The sequence below is a fragment of the Pseudomonas sp. RL_105y_Pfl2_101 genome, assembly GCF_963970585.1.
Taxonomy (GTDB): Bacteria; Pseudomonadota; Gammaproteobacteria; order Pseudomonadales; family Pseudomonadaceae; genus Aquipseudomonas.
The window spans coordinates 1-16,505 of record NZ_CAXAPG010000054.1 but is presented as its reverse complement, the minus strand read 5'-3'; the positions used below and the strand labels follow the sequence as shown (position 1 = coordinate 16,505).

The 16,505-nt window shown below is 60.4% G+C and carries 19 protein-coding genes; 8 read left to right on the top strand and 11 right to left on the bottom strand.

Translation table 11 applies throughout. From position 1 onward, the window contains the following. Positions 1-336: 336 nt before the first annotated feature. Complete coding sequence (locus tag AACY31_RS27450; RefSeq protein ID WP_018603118.1) at positions 337-906, bottom strand: elongation factor P; 570 nt, start codon at positions 904-906, stop codon at positions 337-339. A gap of 48 nt (positions 907-954) precedes the next feature. After that, positions 955-2,088, bottom strand: a complete 1,134-nt coding sequence (earP, locus tag AACY31_RS27445; protein ID WP_339476515.1) for an elongation factor P maturation arginine rhamnosyltransferase EarP — start codon at positions 2,086-2,088, stop codon at positions 955-957. Between the two features lie 122 nt (positions 2,089-2,210). On the opposite strand from earP, the gene AACY31_RS27440 reads away from it, so the two are divergent. Together AACY31_RS27440 and AACY31_RS27435 are read left to right on the top strand one after the other, a co-directional pair. Further along, complete coding sequence (locus AACY31_RS27440) at positions 2,211-2,597, top strand: hypothetical protein (RefSeq protein WP_339476512.1); 387 nt, start codon at positions 2,211-2,213, stop codon at positions 2,595-2,597. A 2-nt stretch (positions 2,598-2,599) separates the two neighbouring features. Then, complete coding sequence (locus AACY31_RS27435; RefSeq protein WP_339476510.1) at positions 2,600-3,082, top strand: GreA/GreB family elongation factor; 483 nt, start codon at positions 2,600-2,602, stop codon at positions 3,080-3,082. A gap of 7 nt (positions 3,083-3,089) precedes the next feature. On the opposite strand, the gene cysB is transcribed toward AACY31_RS27435, so the two are convergent. The 4 genes from cysB to AACY31_RS27415 form a co-directional block, all read right to left on the bottom strand. Further along, the gene (cysB, locus tag AACY31_RS27430) at positions 3,090-4,064 is read right to left on the bottom strand and encodes an HTH-type transcriptional regulator CysB (protein WP_339476507.1); all 975 of its coding nucleotides are present in this window, start codon (positions 4,062-4,064) and stop codon (positions 3,090-3,092) included. Between the two features lie 110 nt (positions 4,065-4,174). Continuing rightward, on the bottom strand, positions 4,175-4,675 hold the full coding sequence (locus tag AACY31_RS27425) for a universal stress protein (RefSeq protein ID WP_014337270.1): 501 nt from the start codon (positions 4,673-4,675) through the stop codon (positions 4,175-4,177). Positions 4,676-4,771: 96 nt separating this feature from the next. Further along, positions 4,772-5,677, bottom strand: a complete 906-nt coding sequence (locus tag AACY31_RS27420; protein ID WP_003199368.1) for a 5'-nucleotidase — start codon at positions 5,675-5,677, stop codon at positions 4,772-4,774. A 20-nt stretch (positions 5,678-5,697) separates the two neighbouring features. After that, on the bottom strand, positions 5,698-6,651 hold the full coding sequence (locus tag AACY31_RS27415; RefSeq protein ID WP_339476501.1) for a putative 2-dehydropantoate 2-reductase: 954 nt from the start codon (positions 6,649-6,651) through the stop codon (positions 5,698-5,700). Positions 6,652-6,919: 268 nt separating this feature from the next. Here AACY31_RS27415 and AACY31_RS27410 point away from each other — a divergent pair, with 268 nt between their 5' ends. After that, complete coding sequence (locus AACY31_RS27410) at positions 6,920-7,996, top strand: 3-deoxy-7-phosphoheptulonate synthase (RefSeq protein WP_339505447.1); 1,077 nt, start codon at positions 6,920-6,922, stop codon at positions 7,994-7,996. A 174-nt stretch (positions 7,997-8,170) separates the two neighbouring features. Here AACY31_RS27410 and AACY31_RS27405 read toward each other — a convergent pair whose 3' ends face one another. After that, positions 8,171-8,452, bottom strand: coding sequence for a GNAT family N-acetyltransferase (locus tag AACY31_RS27405; protein ID WP_053120470.1), 282 nt, complete (start codon positions 8,450-8,452; stop codon positions 8,171-8,173). Between the two features lie 634 nt (positions 8,453-9,086). Here AACY31_RS27405 and oprI point away from each other — a divergent pair. Continuing rightward, positions 9,087-9,338, top strand: a complete 252-nt coding sequence (gene oprI, locus AACY31_RS27400) for an outer membrane lipoprotei OprI (protein WP_003172710.1) — start codon at positions 9,087-9,089, stop codon at positions 9,336-9,338. 139 nt (positions 9,339-9,477) lie between these two features. Here oprI and AACY31_RS27395 read toward each other — a convergent pair whose 3' ends face one another. The 3 genes from AACY31_RS27395 to AACY31_RS27385 all read right to left on the bottom strand — a co-directional run bounded on the left by AACY31_RS27395 (position 9,478) and on the right by AACY31_RS27385 (position 11,639). Beyond that, positions 9,478-10,449 (bottom strand): L,D-transpeptidase family protein, encoded by a 972-nt coding sequence (locus tag AACY31_RS27395; protein WP_339476493.1) that lies wholly within the window; start codon positions 10,447-10,449, stop codon positions 9,478-9,480. Positions 10,450-10,683: 234 nt separating this feature from the next. Continuing rightward, complete coding sequence (locus AACY31_RS27390) at positions 10,684-10,977, bottom strand: hypothetical protein (protein ID WP_339491455.1); 294 nt, start codon at positions 10,975-10,977, stop codon at positions 10,684-10,686. 56 nt (positions 10,978-11,033) lie between these two features. Beyond that, entirely contained in the window at positions 11,034-11,639 is a 606-nt protein-coding gene (locus AACY31_RS27385; RefSeq protein ID WP_339476489.1) for an arylesterase, read from the bottom strand. Positions 11,640-11,649: 10 nt separating this feature from the next. On the opposite strand from AACY31_RS27385, the gene AACY31_RS27380 reads away from it, so the two are divergent. The 3 genes from AACY31_RS27380 to greB are packed head-to-tail and all read left to right on the top strand — an operon-like array spanning position 11,650 to position 15,369. Next, entirely contained in the window at positions 11,650-12,333 is a 684-nt protein-coding gene (locus tag AACY31_RS27380) for an ABC transporter ATP-binding protein (RefSeq protein ID WP_339476487.1), read from the top strand. Beyond that, on the top strand, positions 12,333-14,837 hold the full coding sequence (locus AACY31_RS27375; RefSeq protein WP_339476484.1) for an ABC transporter permease: 2,505 nt from the start codon (positions 12,333-12,335) through the stop codon (positions 14,835-14,837). The genes AACY31_RS27380 and AACY31_RS27375 overlap by 1 nt, the downstream gene beginning before the upstream one ends. Before the next feature lie 34 nt (positions 14,838-14,871). Continuing rightward, the gene (gene greB / locus AACY31_RS27370) at positions 14,872-15,369 is read left to right on the top strand and encodes a transcription elongation factor GreB (RefSeq protein WP_339476482.1); all 498 of its coding nucleotides are present in this window, start codon (positions 14,872-14,874) and stop codon (positions 15,367-15,369) included. A gap of 8 nt (positions 15,370-15,377) precedes the next feature. Here greB and AACY31_RS27365 read toward each other — a convergent pair whose 3' ends face one another. Then, on the bottom strand, positions 15,378-15,686 hold the full coding sequence (locus AACY31_RS27365) for a class I SAM-dependent methyltransferase (protein ID WP_212796954.1): 309 nt from the start codon (positions 15,684-15,686) through the stop codon (positions 15,378-15,380). 420 nt (positions 15,687-16,106) lie between these two features. Between AACY31_RS27365 and AACY31_RS27360 the strand changes: the two genes are divergently transcribed. Further along, the gene (locus tag AACY31_RS27360) at positions 16,107-16,256 is read left to right on the top strand and encodes a hypothetical protein (protein ID WP_339477074.1); all 150 of its coding nucleotides are present in this window, start codon (positions 16,107-16,109) and stop codon (positions 16,254-16,256) included. The last annotated feature ends 249 nt before the right edge of the window (positions 16,257-16,505 follow it).

Genomic DNA, 16,505 nt, shown 5'->3' with positions numbered 1-16,505 from the left:
AAGCCGTGATCGTCAGCTTAGAGCTTTGCAGCGCAAGGCTACAAAGCTGGGTGTCCGATTGGTTGCGGCTTAAAAAAGCTTAAAGAACAAGGGGATGGATTTTGTTTGATGAGAGCTTGCTCCCGCTGGGCTGCGCTGTAGGAGCTGCCGAAGGCTGCGATCTTTTAACCTTTCGCTGAAACTCAAGTGTCTGGGAAAGATCGCAGCCTCGCTTCGCTCGACAGCTCCTACAGGCCCAGCGGGGAGCAAGCTCCCTCGCCACGGGAATTAGGGGTGTAGTCCTGAAATAAAAAAGCCCGACTCAATGGTCGGGCTTTTTCGTCCACAAGGCTTCGCTTATTTAGCGCGGCCTTTGTAGGAGCCGCCTTCGCGGGTATCGATTTCGATCTTGTCACCGATCTCGATGAAGTCAGCAACTTGCAGCTCAGTACCGTTGCTCAGTTTGGCAGGCTTCATGACCTTGCCGGAAGTGTCGCCGCGAGCGGAACCTTCAGTGTAGTCAACTACACGCACGATAGTGGTCGGCAGTTCCACGGAAACCAGGCGCTCTTCGAAGAACACGGCTTCGCAGACGTCGGTCATGCCTTCTTCGATGAACGGCAGAACGCTTTCGATGTCTTCGGCGTTCAGCTCGTACATGGTGTAGTCAGTGGTGTCCATGAACGTGTAGGTGTCGCCGCTGATGAAGGACAAGGTCGCTTCTTTGCGGTCGAGGATCACGTCGTCCAGCTTGTCGTCGGCGCTGTAGACGATCTCGGTTTTGTAACCGGTCAGCAGGTTCTTCAGCTTGGTCTTCATGATCGCGCTGTTACGACCCGACTTGGTGAACTCAGCTTTCTGAACCAGCCAAGGATCGTTTTCGAGACGGATCACGGTCCCGGGTTTCAGTTCTTTACCAGTTTTCATTGCGAATATCCGAATTTGGATGGGATTTACAAAAATTTAGGCCGCGTATCATATCCAATTTACATAAAACTTCACCAGCGCTGCGGCAAGATCGGCTCGCGAGGCCTGTTCCAGACACCACGCCTGGGCATGTTCGGCCAGTTCCTGCTGCTGCTCACGGATGGTTATCCAATGCTCGGTCATGTCCTGGCCGGCATTCCAGGCCCGCCAAAGACCGCTGATCGCTTTTTGCGTCGCCTGCGAAAGCCCCTGATTGTAGAGCCTGAGAAACGCCTCGAGTTTTTCCAGGTGGACGTCTTCTTCCTGCTGGTAGATGTGCCAGAGCAACGGTCGGCCGGCCCATTGGGCGCGTACGAAGGAGTCCTCGCCACGCACGGCGTTGAAATCGCAACACCATAACAATTGATCGTACTGGTCCTGGCGAATGAACGGCAACACCTGCACCGTCAGTGCGCCGCGTCGATGTACCGCACCGACCTCAAGGTCATCGACCCCGAGCCAACGCTCGACATCACCCAGCACCCGTCCTTCGGGAACAAGCACATGAAACGCCTGGGCATCAGCGGCCATTGCGTCAAACCAACTCGCCAACCCGGCGTTCTCATAAGCAAACAGCGAGATCAGGCAGACATCCGGTGCCCGCTCGACCCCCAGCCCTTGCAGGAACAGTCGTTGCGCCTCGGCATCCTGCTGAAATTGCCGACGGCGTTCCAGAAGACCCGCTTCACGCAGCAGGCCACCTGTTCCTTCCTGGAAGCCCGGGAAAAAGAAATATTTCTGCACGTGCTTGTATTTGACCGACGGTAGGCCGTGACAACCGATCACCCAGTCCTCGGCGCTCAAATAATCGAGGTTCATCCACAGGGGCGTCGTCTGGCGCGTGGCCATCGCATCCATGTAGGCGCTCGGCAGTTGACAGGCAAACGCGGCGATCACCACGTCGGCGGCTTCGGTGGGCGCCCACTCCACGGGCCAGTGACACACTTGCACGCCCTGCTGCCATTGCTCGGACAAGGTGACGTCGATTTCCGGACACAGTCGTTCGAAGGCACGCAGGTCATCGACCCATAGCCGCACCGCGCATCGATGCTCAGCCACCAACTGCCGAGCCAGGCGCCACGTGACACCAATGTCGCCATAGTTATCGACGACGGTGCAAAAAATATCCCAACGCACGGTCATTCCCGACTCCCTGTGGCAAAGGCCTGATTGTCCCGAATAAACCGATGACGCAGAAGAGCCGACGACGATTAATCTTCATGCGACAATCACCGCCAGCCCCATGACCCTGCCAGGAAGCAGCCATGCCCGATCACTCGACACCCTCGCGCCTCACGGCTTTGCAATTGACCTTCAGCATTGCCCTGGGCCTGTGGCTGGGGTTCCTTGCCATCGTGTTGACGGGCTGGCTGCTGTCCAGATTCGTGTTCAACGAACCACTGGCGCCCGTGGCCGCCGCCATCCATCAACTGGCGCAACCACCGGCGGTGCAACCACCCCCAGAGCCACCCACGCCGATGTTCGAGCAATATCAGCAAAACCTGCAAAGGAACGAGCAGCGCCAGGCGCTCGATCAGGCCCGTAGCAATCCGCACAACCTGTCCAACCCCAAGTGCCAGTTCTGGCTGCAACAGGACCAGAATGCGCCCAGTGAAAAAAGCCGCGCCAATGTGCTGCAATTCTGCGAATGATCATGAATAAACAGACCGTCCACCAGTTGATTCTCGACAAGCTCAAGATTGATCTCGACATCGCCGAGCGCGCCGCACAAACCGCCTACGAAACCGCGACCCACGAAGAAAACATCGCCGAGAACAAGTACGACACCTTGGGCCTGGAGGCGTCCTACCTCGCCGCCGGACAAGCCAGGCGCATGGAAGAAATCCGCCAGGCCCTCACCCTCTGCCAGAACCTGACGCTAAGGCCTTACGACGAGCAGCGCGGTATTCAGGTCGGCACCTTGATCGGGCTGGAAGATGAGGACGGCCGTCAGCAATGGCTGTTCCTGGGGCCGGATGCAGCGGGACTGAAGGTCTCGCTGGTGGGCCAGCCGATCACCGTCATCACCCCTCGCTCACCGCTGGGCCGCGGCCTGTTGGGCAAGTTCGAAGGGGATGAAGTAGAGATCGTGGTAGCGGGCGCCCGGCAACAGTTCGCTGTCACCGAGGCGATCTAGAAGGGTATTAGTGCACCGGCAGCTCGACGCCGTCGAACAACTCTTCGAGTTCTTGCTTATTGTGGCACTGGATGGCCTTGGCCATGACTTCCCGGGTCAGGTGCGGTGCAAATTTCTCGATGAAATCGCACATGAAACCGCGCAGGAAAGTGCCGCGCCGGAAGCCGATCTTGGTCACACTGGATTCGAACAACTCGCTGGCATCCAACACCACCAGGTCACTGTCGAGCTTGGTATCGACAGCCATCTTCGCAACGATGCCCACGCCCAGGCCCAGGCGAACGTAGGTCTTGATCACGTCGGCGTCGGCGGCGGTGAACACCACTTTCGGCGTCAGGCCACGATGGCTGAAGGCTTCATCAAGTTTGGAGCGACCCGTGAAACCGAATACGTAGGTCACGATCGGGTATTCGGCCAAGGCTTCGAGGGTCAACTTCGGCAGCTTGGTCAACGGGTGGCCCTGGGGCACGACCACGCAGCGGTTCCAGCGATAGCACGGCATCATCACCAGGTCCCCGAACAACTCCAGGGCCTCGGTGGCGATGGCGAAATCCACCGTGCCGTCGGCCGCCATCTCGGCGATCTGCATGGGCGAGCCTTGGTGCATGTGCAGCGCCACCTCGGGGTATTGCTTGATGAAATTGCTGATCACCGGCGGTAGCGCATAGCGGGCCTGGGTGTGGGTGGTGGCGATCGAGAGGGTGCCTTTTTTCTCGTTGGAGAATTCCTGGGCGATCTGCTTGATGCTTTCGACCTTGCGCAGGATCTCGCCGGCGGTGGTGATGATGCGCTCGCCGGCCGGAGTCACACGGGTCAGGTGTTTGCCACTGCGGGCGAAGACTTCGACGCCCAGCTCATCCTCCAACAGGCGGATCTGCTTGCTGATGCCAGGTTGCGACGTGTAAAGGCTTTGGGCAGTAGCGGAAACGTTGAGGTCGTGGTGCGCCACTTCCCAGATGTAGCGCAATTGTTGAAGCTTCATATGTATCCCTCAAAGCAGTTGGACGCCACGGGCATCAGCGACGGTATATAACTATATGAAAGGTTTCGACAATAAATCTAGAACTTTTTATAAAGCGCCATTATTTAGCCTCACGCCTCTCCCTGGCGTCGGCGCTGTACCAGCGGAACCAGGTAGACCGGCACCCGGGATAACTGCAATACCCGTGCAGCGGTCCTGCCCAAGGGGGTTTCACCGCTTGCCCCTTGGCAATGACTGCCTACGATCAGCAAATCGACGGAGAGTTTCGCAGCCTGCTCCAGGATGACCTGGGAAGGATCGCCCTGGTACACCCTGACCGACTTGATCAGTTTCAAGTCCTGCTGCCCTTCCCCCAACTCCTCGCGGAAACTGTCGAGCACCCGCTGTTCGATATTGGCCATCACCGTATTCAGACCTTGGCGGTGGAATTCGTTCAGCGCCTGCTCGTCGAGATAGCTTTGCAACACCGACTCGGCGAACAACCCCATCGGTTCTACCGCATGCACCACATACAACTCGGCTTCAAACGTCCGTGCTAACGCCAAGGCATGCTGCATCACATAAGGGGCGTACAGGCCCAGGTCTGTGGCGTACAGCATCGAACGAATCATGTGACCTCCTCGCGTGCCAAAATGGCGGAGATTGATTCAGCTTAGCAGTGCCTCGGGGACTGCGACGTGCGGCTTGATGCCCCGGACCCGAGGCAGTCAGGGCTTCATTTCGTTACTGATACCGTGGGGCACGTGACCGGTGGCGACCACCTCCCTGGCCAGTTCGCAATGGCCGGTCTGGTCATCGAAAAAAACATCGGCGGCGAAGGCTTCGAGGAAGGCCGATTTGGTCAGGCCGCCCAGGAACAACGACTCGTCCAGGCGAATATCCCACTCACGCAAGGTCCGGATGACCCGCTCGTGGGCCGGTGCCGAACGGGCCGTCACCAACGCCGTACGAATGGGGCAAGCGTCCTCGGGAAACTCGCGCTGCAGTGCATTGAGCGCCGCCAGGAATCCCTTGAACGGCCCGCCTCGCAGCGGCTCGCGAGCGGCCTGTCGCTCGCTGGCCTGGAAGGCTTCCAACCCATCGGCCTGATAGACCCGCTCCGACTCATCGGAAAACAGCACGGCATCGCCGTCGAAGGCAATGCGCAGTTCCTCGCTGGCCGCGCGACTGGCACCACCCGACAGGATGGTCGCAGCGGCAAACCCGGCGTCCAGGGCGCTGCGCACGTCTTCAGCGTGGGTGGATAAAAAGAGATCGCAACCGAACGCCTTGAGGTACGGGTAAGGGCTGCGGCCACCGACGAAAGCCGCGCGCGAGATCGCCAGCCCATAATGATGGATCGAGTTGAACACTCGAAGGCCGGTGTCGGCACTGTTGCGCGAAACCAGGATCACCTCGACCCGGGCACGCCCCAGATGCTCGTTGAGGTTCAGCAGCTTTTGCACCAAGGCGAAGGCGTCGCCGGGTGCCAGGACTTCGTCTTCATGCTCGATCTGGTATTGCCGATAGGCTTCGACGCCACTCGACAAGTACACCTTGTGGCTTTCCCTCAGGTCGAACAACGCCCGCGACGAGATCGCCAGTACCAGTTTGTCGTCGATGTTGTTTGCCATACCGCTCTCCTTTCGCCCGCTCAGCGGTTATATCGGTCCATGAACGCCAACGCCTGATACAAGGCTTCGATTTTCGGCAGCTCACACCCTGCCGCTTTCGCTGCCGCCAATGGCCGGCTATAGATCGCGTCCAGCTCCAGCGCACGCTTGTGGGAATAATCGTGGTACATGCTCGGCCAGTAGTCGGGCATCTTCTCGGTCATCGTGAACAGATACTCGGCATAACCCGGCGCGATGTGATGCCCGCAGGCTTGCGCACCGCGGACCACCTCCCCCATCAGTGCCTGGATCAATTCGCGGCTATGGTCGTTGGCCATCAACGGCGTGGTACTGGCGCCCAACAGAACCGAAAGGCCGTTGTATGGCACATTCCACACCAGCTTCTGCCAGCGGGCCTGTTGCAAGCCCGGCATGGCCTGGGCGTCGATACCGGCGCGGCGGAACAACGTCGTCGCCTCTTCGACGATCACCATGCGTTGTGCCTGATCGGCGCAAGGACCGCTGTGATAACCGACGTTGACCGCACCAAGGGCCTGGTGGGTGACGACACCAGGGCCGACGCGATGCACGCAGATCAGGCACAGGCCACCCAACAGGTGCAACGAATCGGGCAATAAAGGTCGAAGAGCGTCTTCGACATCCAGGCCGTTCTGCAGCAACAGGACTTTTGCACCATCAGCGGCAGCCTGGGTAATGGCCGGGGCCAGCTCGGCATTGCTGGTGGTCTTGGCGCCGACCAATAGCCAGTCGCAGGGCGGCATGTCGGCTGCCGAGCGATACGCCTGGACAGGGTTGAGGGCCAGCTCACCGTGAACCGCGCTGTCGATTCGCAAACCGGCGTCGGCCACGGCAGCAAATTCGCTGCGCAGTAAAAAGTGCACGTCAAAACCGGCACGCGCCAGCATCACGCCGTAGAACCCACCGATCGCCCCGGTGCCGATCATCCCGATCCGCGGTTTAACGCCTGCCTGCATCTTTGCAACTCCTCTGGTAAACGGCCCCTGCACACTATCAGCGCGAGCCGCATGGCGTGCAATCTTCATTACATCTGTTCACGAATCTGTTGCAGGGCCCTCTCCAAAGCCTTTTCCCCAGCCCATAGGGCATTAAACCCGTCCTCGCCCATTGTCGAGCCACCTCGTAACGCGATAAGGTTCGGCTCCCCGACGCGCTTAAAATCCGCTGTGCACCGCCGCTCGGGGATCGCTGGCGGCCGGCACCCGTGACCTGACGAGTAACACGATGGCTGATTTACCGATCAACGACCTTAACGTCGCCTCCAACGAGACCCTCATCACGCCTGACCAGCTCAAGCGCGATATCCCCCTGAGCGACGCTGCCCTGCGCACCGTGACCAAGGGCCGGGAAGTCATCCGCAACATTCTGGACGGCACCGATCATCGCCTGTTCGTGGTCATCGGGCCCTGCTCGATCCATGACATCAAGGCCGCCCACGAATACGCCGAGCGCCTCAAGGTGCTGGCAGCGGAAGTCTGCGACACCTTGTACCTGGTCATGCGGGTGTATTTCGAGAAGCCTCGGACCACCGTCGGCTGGAAAGGCCTGATCAACGACCCGTACCTGGATGACTCCTTCAAGATCCAGGACGGCCTGCACATCGGTCGTCAACTGCTGCTGGACCTGGCCGAAATAGGCCTGCCCACGGCCACCGAAGCCCTGGACCCGATCTCGCCGCAATACTTGCAGGACCTGATCAGTTGGTCGGCCATCGGCGCGCGCACCACCGAGTCCCAGACCCACCGCGAAATGGCCTCCGGCCTGTCGTCGGCAGTGGGCTTCAAGAACGGCACCGACGGCGGCCTCACCGTGGCGATCAACGCCTTGCAGTCGGTCTCCAGCCCACACCGTTTCCTGGGTATCAACCAGGAAGGTGGCGTGTCGATCGTCACCACCAAGGGCAACGCCTACGGTCACGTGGTTCTGCGCGGTGGCAACGGCAAGCCGAACTACGATTCGGTCAGCGTTGCGTTGTGTGAACAGGCGCTGAACAAAGCCAAGATCAAACCGAACATCATGGTCGACTGCAGCCACGCCAACTCCAACAAGGACCCGGCACTGCAACCGCTGGTGATGGAGAACGTGGCCAACCAGATCCTGGAAGGCAACCAGTCGATCATCGGCCTGATGGTCGAAAGCCACTTGAACTGGGGCTGCCAGGCCATCCCGAAAGACCTCGCCGACTTGCAGTACGGCGTCTCCATCACCGATGCCTGCATCGACTGGAGCGCCACCGAGAACACCCTGCGCAGCATGCATGCCAAGCTCAAGGATGTGTTGCCGAAGCGGCAGCGTGGCTGAGAAAGATCGCAGCCTCGTTTCACTCGACAGCTCCTACGCAGCTCCTACACCGCCCCTACGCATATTTGGAGCGGGATGTAGGAGTTGGCGAAGCCTGCGATCTTCTGCGCTCCTCCAGACACAAAAAAACGCCGGGCTTTTCAGCCCGGCGTTTTTTTATGGGAATCCGTTTTCTCAGAGTTTCGCCGCGTGCCGCTGGTGACGCTCCATGTAACGCTCCACGTAGGAGCAGGACGGGATCACCGTGTAGCCCATTTCTTCGGCGTACTGCAGCGCCCTTTCGGTCAACGCCGCCGCGATGCCCCTGCCGCGCAAGGCGTTGGGCACAAAAGTGCGATAGATATCCAGGGTCTGCTTGCCCAGGTCCATATAGGTCAGATAGGCACGATGACCGTCCACATTGGTCTCGAACTGATGACCGGCCTGGTCATGGTGGATGGTAACCGCCTCGCTCATCACTACTCCTCGCGGGTCTGAATGCCGACCCCTACCTTACCGATGTTTTTCCGGCGAAGGAACATCTACGCCACCCCGTGCCTGCCTGGTCACCGAGCGCCAAAACCGATCCGCTCAAACCCGAGCACGTCGTGAATAGTAGGCACCAATGACGTAAATGCTCAAGACACGCCTGTCATCGAGGGGTAAACCTCGTCGGGTTTATCGATTGAGCGCCATGGGCGCGCTGCAGTCGGTCACGGTGCAATAGCTGAACATCGCCAGTTGTTGAGTCTTGAGACGAGCGCGCCTAGTTAAAGTCACCGCCAATACCAATAAAGATGCCTGGGACACTGCACAAAAAATGTACAAAAGTGTAGGAGAATCAATAAACAACGGCGTTAGCGAGGGCTGCAAGAGTTCTCCGCCGCTGCGGAACTTTTTTTCGTTGACGCGCTCCAGCCAAGGGCTTTGGGGTGAATATTTTTTAAACACCTCTTGGAAAAGTTGCTCGAAAAAGAATCACCGCCTACAATTTTTTTGCTTCTTGCGCTACGTCAGTTTACTTACTACAAGTAATGGGTAGTATGTACGCCGGCTAACTCCTCAGTCTGGGGAGACAGTCACTAATAGAATGTCCTTGAAGGGGAACACGATGAACAACGTTCTGAAATTCTCTGCTCTGGCTCTGGCCGCAGTTCTGGCTACCGGTTGCAGCAGCGTATCGAAAGAAACCGAAGCACGTCTGACTGCTACCGAAGACGCAGCAGCTCGCTCCCAGGCTCGTGCAGACGAAGCTTATCGTAAAGCTGATGAAGCTCTGGCTGCTGCTCAAAAAGCACAACAGACTGCTGACGAAGCTAACGAGCGTGCTCTGCGCATGCTGGAAAAAGCTAGCCGCAAGTAATAGTCCTTCGGGATTGTTATCGAGCCGACCCATTTTTGGGTCGGCTTTTTTTTGACTTGAGAGCTATTGCCCAGTGTTTTCCCAGGCAATAAAAAACCCGCCAACATCGCGAAACGTCGACGGGTTGTTATCGAGACCTTTACTGCTGCAAATCGATCGGCGCGCTCGTGACCATCGGCGTCGAGGTATTCGGAACAGCGATTTGCACCGGCATGCCATCTTCGGCCGCCACCACATCCCGCACCACATCCCAGTCCATGCGCAAGTTGCTGGTGATGTCTTCACGCTTGAGCATCGCGTTGATCACCGCGGTGTGCTTGTCCACCACCGACGGGTTGCCCTTGTCGTCCAACGGTGTGTGAGCTTCCAGGTACACCTTGCCACCGCTCAAGCCCAGCTTGTAGGGCTCGCTGATGATCCGCACCGATGTGCCCACCGGCACCATGCCGGCCATTTCCAGTACGTTGTTGTTGAACATCCGGAAGCAGCCGTGGCTGGTCCGCATGCCGATGCCGAACTTCTTGTTCGAACCATGGATCAGGTAGCCAGGGGTGCCCAGGGTGAACTTGAAGGGACCCAGCGGGTTATCTGGGCCGGCGGGCACGACATTGGGTAGCGGGTCGCCGTCAGCGGCGTGTTCGGCCTTGATCGATGCCGGCGGGGTCCAGGTCGGGTTCGGCGTCTTGGCAATGATACTGGTGTGGGCGATCGGCGACCCCCAGCCCTCGCGCCCAATCCCCAGCGGAAAGGTGTAGACCACGTTCCGCCCCTTGGGGAAATAGTAGAGACGGTACTCGGCAAGGTTGATCACGATGCCTTCGCGCGGGCCCGGCGGCAGGATGAAGCGAGTCGGCAGGACGATCTCGGCGCCGGCGCCCGGCAACCAGGGATCGACCCCCGGGTTGGCGGCGACCATCTCGTTGTAGCCCAGGTCATGGGTGGTGCCCAGGTCGGCGAAGGTGTCTTCGTATTTGGCCTTGATCACCTGCACCTGGCCAACGATGTCTTCACCCGGCGGTGGCAGAGGCAGCTCCAGGGCGGCAACGGGGCCCACCACACACAGGGCGGCAAGAGACAGGCAGCGGGCGACGGCAGGCAAGCGCGGCAACATCCGGGAAATCCTTCGCAGATCGAACTGGGGTATGAAAACGGCGATTGTACACTGCCACCTGTTATTTCGGGGAGAGCGGTACAGCGGCGTCCGATGCACAGCATTGTTTCAGGCGCTCACACAGATGAAGGGTTCGACACAAATCCCTGTGGGTGGGTCTGCTTGCATTTATGTTGAATGTGCCGCTGCCATCGCGAGCAGGCTCGCTCACAAGGGACATGTCGGGAATCCGGATTACAGCTCGAACCGCAGCTCCGGCCAGATTGGCGAGGTGCCGCGCTTCTGGGACTCCAGAATCGCCCGGCACAACGAGCACAGGCGCTGATCCTGGAAAATCTTGCGATCGACGCTCGACCAGCGCGGCTGGGCCGGCAGCAGGCTGCCGCAGAGGGTCCGGTCGGCCGAGCCACCCAGCTCCAACTGCCGGGTCACCAGGTGCACCCGTACTTCCTGGCAGGCGAAAAGATCCAGCTGCTCGTCAGGCTCGATCAGTTGGTAGGCAAACAGGGACCAGGCGGGACGCGGCATCGGGGGCTCCAAATCGGGGGCGCCACATTAGCCGAAAGCCCGTCTGTAGAAAAGCGTCAAAGCAGCGGTTTCAGTGTCGGCCAGACATTTTCCAGCAACTTGCCCTGGGCCGCGACGGACGGGTGCAATCCGTCGCCTTGCATCATGGTCGGGACGCCACCGATGTCCTTGAGAAAAAACGGCACCAACGGGACTTTTTTCTCCTCGGCCAGGGTGCTATAGACCCGAGCAAAGGCATCGGTGTAGCGCCGTCCGTAATTGGGTGGCAGTTGCATGCCCAGCAAAAGCACCTGGGCACCGCTCGCGCGGGCGCTGTCTATCATCGCTGCAAGGTTTTGTTGCAATTGCGTTGGCGGCTGTCCGCGCAAGCCATCGTTGCCGCCCAGCTCCAGGATCACCAGGTCCGGCTTATGGGCTGCAAGCAGCGCCGGCAGCCGCGCCTGACCTCCGGCACTGGTGTCGCCACTGATGGAGGCGTTGACCACTTTATCGTCAAAACCCTCGGCCTTGAGCCGTTGCTCGAGCAACGACACCCACCCTTGCCGGGTATCCAGGCCGAAAGCCGCGCTGATACTATCGCCAACGATCAGGACTGTACCCGCCGCTGCGTTCTGGGCCATGCACATCAAGGCCAGGCCGGCACTCAAAAACCACACACGCATCGGACTCTCCATGGGCTCAAGCATTCTCACCGCGACAGACCTTAGCAAAGTGGTCTCCAGCGCGGAAGGTGAACTGACCATCTTGCACGAACTCAGCCTGGAACTGAACAAAGGCGATAGCCTGGCCATCGTCGGCGCGTCCGGTTCCGGAAAATCCACCCTCCTGGGCTTGCTGGCCGGCCTCGACCTGCCTAGCAGCGGTGAAGTGACGCTCGCCGGCCAGGCCCTCAGCGCACTGGATGAAGACCAGCGTGCACGGATCCGCGCAGAGCATGTCGGTTTCGTCTTCCAGTCGTTCCAATTGCTCGACAGCCTCAATGCACTGGAAAACGTCATGCTGCCGCTGGAACTGGACGGACGCAAGGATGCCCGCGAACGGGCCACCCAACTGTTGCAGCGCGTCGGCCTGGGCCTGCGCCTGACGCACTCGCCGCGTCAGCTCTCCGGCGGCGAACAACAACGCGTGGCGATTGCCCGCGCCTTTGCCGCCGAACCCGACGTGCTGTTTGCCGACGAACCCACCGGCAACCTCGACAGCCACACTGGCGAACGCATCAGCGACCTGTTGTTCGAATTGAACAAGGAACGCGGCACGACCCTGGTGCTGGTAACCCATGATGAACGCTTGGCGCATCGCTGCCGGCGCCTGATCCGACTTGAAGCCGGCGAGATGGTCGCCCCTCTGGAGCCTTGATGGCACGCTTGCCGCTGTTGCGCCTGTTCAGTCTCGCTGTCCGTCAATTGCTTCGCGATGCTCGCGCCGGTGAGTTGCGGGTGTTGTTCTTCGCCCTGCTCGTGGCCGTGGCGGCCAGTACCGCCATCGGTTACTTCGGTGCCCGCCTCAACGGCGCGATGATGATGCGCGCCACCGAGTTCCTCGGTGCCGACCTGCTGCTCGAAGGCAGCTCTCCCGCCCGCCCGGAACAGATCCGCAGCGGCACCGAACTGGGGCTGGAACACGCCCGGGTCGTGGAGTTCTCCAGTGTCGTGGCCACCGACAATGGTATCCAGCTGTCCAGCGTCAAGGCGGCTGATGACAGCTACCCCTTGCGCGGCGAGCTGAAAAGCACCCCAACCCCGTTCGCCCCGGAAGAAACCGGCGGACGTCCGAACCCTGGCGAGGCCTGGGTCGAAGCCCGGCTGCTGACCGCACTGGACCTGAAGATCGGCGACAGCATCGACGTCGGCAACCAGACCTTGCGCCTGAGCCGCGTACTGACGTATGAACCCGATCGCGCCGGCAACTTCTACAGCCTCACCCCGCGGGTGCTGATCAACCTCAAGGACCTGGAAGCCACTGGCGTGGTCCAACCGGGCAGCCGTGTCAGCTATCGCGACCTGTGGCGTGGCCCGGCACCGTCGCTGCAAACCTACCGCGACCTGGTCAAGCCTGGCCTTGAACCCAATCAGCGCTTGCAGGATGCCCGCGACGGCAACCGGCAGATCGGTGGTGCCCTGGGCAAGGCCGAACGCTACCTGAACATGGCCAGCCTGGTGGCGGTGTTGCTGTCCGGCGTCGCCGTCGCGCTCTCGGCCAACCGCTTTGCCACCCGACGTTTCGATGCCAGCGCGCTGCTGCGCTGCCTGGGCCTGTCACGCCGGGAAACCATGGTGCTGTTCAGCCTGCAATTGACGGTGTTGGGCCTGCTCGCCAGTATCAGTGGCGCCCTGCTCGGCTGGATCGCCCAGTTGGGCCTGTTCGCCCTGCTGCATGACCTGCTGCCCGCCACCGTTCCGCCGGGGGGCCTGCTGCCGGCGATCGCCGGGATCGGTACCGGGCTGGTGGCGTTGGCAGGGTTCGCCCTGCCGCCACTGGCAGCGCTGGGTCGGGTACCGCCGTTGCGCGTACTGCGCCGGGACATGCTGCCGATCCCCTCCAGCTCCTGGGTGATCTACGGTGCGGCGCTGGGCGCCTTGGGCCTGATCATGTGGCGCCTGAGCCTGGACCTGGTCCTCACCTTCGCCCTGCTGGGCGGTGGCGTCGTGGCCGCCCTGGTGCTTGGCGGCTTGTTGCTGCTGCTGCTCCAGAGCCTGCGTCGCCTGCTGGCCCGCGCCTCCCTGCCCTGGCGGCTGGGCCTCGGCCAATTGCTCCGTCACCCCTTGGCGGCGGCCGGCCAGGCCCTGGCGTTCGGCCTGATCCTGTTGTCCATGGCGTTGATCGCGCTGTTACGCGGCGAATTGCTGGACACCTGGCAAAACCAGTTGCCAAAAAACGCCCCGAACTACTTCGCCCTGAACATCCTGCCCAACGACAAACAGGCCTTCACCGACAAGCTGCTGGCACTGTCGGCGCAATCGGCGCCGCTCTACCCCGTGGTTCCCGGACGCCTCATCAGCATCAATGGCGAACCGGCGACAGAGTTCGTCACCAAGGACTCGGCGGGTGACCGGGCGCTGCAACGTGACCTGAGCCTGACCTGGGCGGCGGACCTGCCGGCGGGCAACATCGTCACCGCTGGGACCTGGTGGCCGCAGCAGCCACCGGACGACATCCCCGGGGTTTCGGTGGAAGGCAAGGTGGCCGAGAACCTCAAGATCAAACTGGGCGACCGCCTGGTGTTCAGCGTGGGCGGCGTCAACCGTGAAGCGAAGGTCACCAGCCTGCGGGAGATCAACTGGGACAATTTCCAGCCCAACTTCTTCATGATCTTCCAGCCCGGCACCTTGAAGGATCTGCCGACGACCTATCTCACCAGTTTCTACCTGGCGCCGGGCCACGACCAACAGATCGTCGACCTGTCCCGAGCCTTTCCGGCGGTGACGATCCTGCAAGTCGAGGCTTTGCTCGAGCAACTGCGCAGCATTCTGGCCCAGGTGACCCTGGCGGTGGAATATGTGTTGCTGTTTGTACTGGCAGCGGGGATGGCGGTGCTGTTTTCCGGCCTGCAAGCGACCCTCGACGAGCGCATTCGCCAAGGCGCGCTATTGCGCGCACTGGGCGCCGAACGGCCCCTGCTGGTCAAGGCCCGGCGCATCGAGTTCGGCCTGCTCGGCGCCGTCAGTGGCCTGCTTGCGGCCCTGGGTTCGGAACTGGTGAGCCTGGTGCTTTACCGGTACGCCTTCGACCTGCCCTGGCATCCGCATCCATGGCTGTTGGCATTGCCACTGCTGGGGGCCTTGCTGATCGGCACGGCCGGAGTGTTTGGCACCCGTCGAGCGCTCAATGCCAGCCCGCTGACAGTATTGCGCGAGGGTTGATAGACTCCCGGCTTCGCTAATACAAGAAGTTGCCATGAGCCGCTATCGCCCTCCCCGCACCGCCGGCACCGCGCTGATCACCCCCGAGGGTGAAGCGCGGATGCGCGCTGAATTCCATGAGCTGTGGCATGTGCGCCGCCCCCAGGTGACCCAGGCGGTCAGCGAGGCAGCGGCCCAGGGTGATCGTTCGGAAAACGCCGAATACACCTACGGCAAGAAGATGCTGCGGGAAATCGACAGTCGCGTGCGTTTCCTCACCAAGCGCCTTGAGGCGCTCAAAGTGGTCAGTGAAAAACCCAGCGATCCGAACAAGGTGTACTTCGGTGCCTGGGTGACAGTCGAGGATGAGGATGGCAACGAAGCCCGCTATCGCATCGTGGGGCCCGATGAATTGGACTTGAAGCAGAACCTGATCAGCATCGACTCACCGCTGGCAAGGGCATTGATCGGCAAGGCCCTGGATGCCGAGGTCAGCGTCCAGACGCCTACCGGCGAGAAACGGGTCTACATCGTGGACATCGCGTATCCGTAATCCTCGCCTCAGCGGCGCGTGATCAATCCCTGCCGGGCGACACGGGTCAACTGCCGGATCATTTCAGGAGCGTCCGCCGCACAGGGGGACTGGATGACAGCCAGGTCGAAACTGTCATTGGCGAACCGCGCCAGTGACTCGCCGTCTTCGACAAACTGGATCAGGAAAGCAGCGGGCCCATGGTTACGACGCGGCCAGCCGTCGAGATAGCGCAAAAGCGTTGGCTGGTGAGTGCCGCCCAGGAGAATTTTCGGATTGCGTTGCACAAGGTTCGCCGTAATCGGCGCAAGACGTACTAGGGGGCTGGGTGCGTTCATCGTGTCGTGTCTCTGCCTCAAAAGTCTGCATGGCAGGTGAGAGGCAACACCGAACCAGCGCTTTAGCGGTATTTCGAAGCCTTGTCTTCGGCTTCTATCGGCGACTGGATTGAGTCACCTGGCGCCCCGCAAGTAGCTGTTTAAATCGGCGCATGAGCGGCATCCTAGAGAAGCTGACTGGCCAGTGTCAAGAATCACTCCGCATAAAAAGGCCCGTCTTGTACCTAATGCTGTTCACCTAAGCCACCATTATTGAAGATTCTGATTATCTGTTCCGAGAGGCATGGTTTGGTGTGTATATCCATTGCTGCGGTAACGGCTGCTTAGGGTTCCGCTCTTACAGCGGGTCACTTTTGGAAGAGCGCCAAAAGTAACCAAAAGCGCTTTGCCCCACCACTCGGTGCCTCGCCTAGGCTCGGCATGCCCTCACTCCGGCATTGCTCCGTGGGCCGCCGCGAAGGGCCATCCATGGCCCAGCGCGGCTACCTCGGCATCCATGCCGAGGTGCCCACTGCGCAATGCCTGCGTTCGGCCAGCGTGGTTAACGGGGCGCCCCAGATCAAGATCTAAAGCAAGAGCAAGAGCAAGACCGGGGGACACATGCCAGCATTTTTGGGGCTGAGCCACCGCTATCGCGAGCAAGCTCGCTCCCACACAGAATCTCCAGTGAACACAAAATTATGTCCGACACAAAACCACTGTGGGAGATTCTATGGTGCAGGGCTACCCCTTAAATGCCCTTCGGTAAGTATTCGCTCTGGTTCTTCAGCAGGGCGAATACTACTCGGGCAAGCTTGCGGGCCAGTGCCACTAATGCTT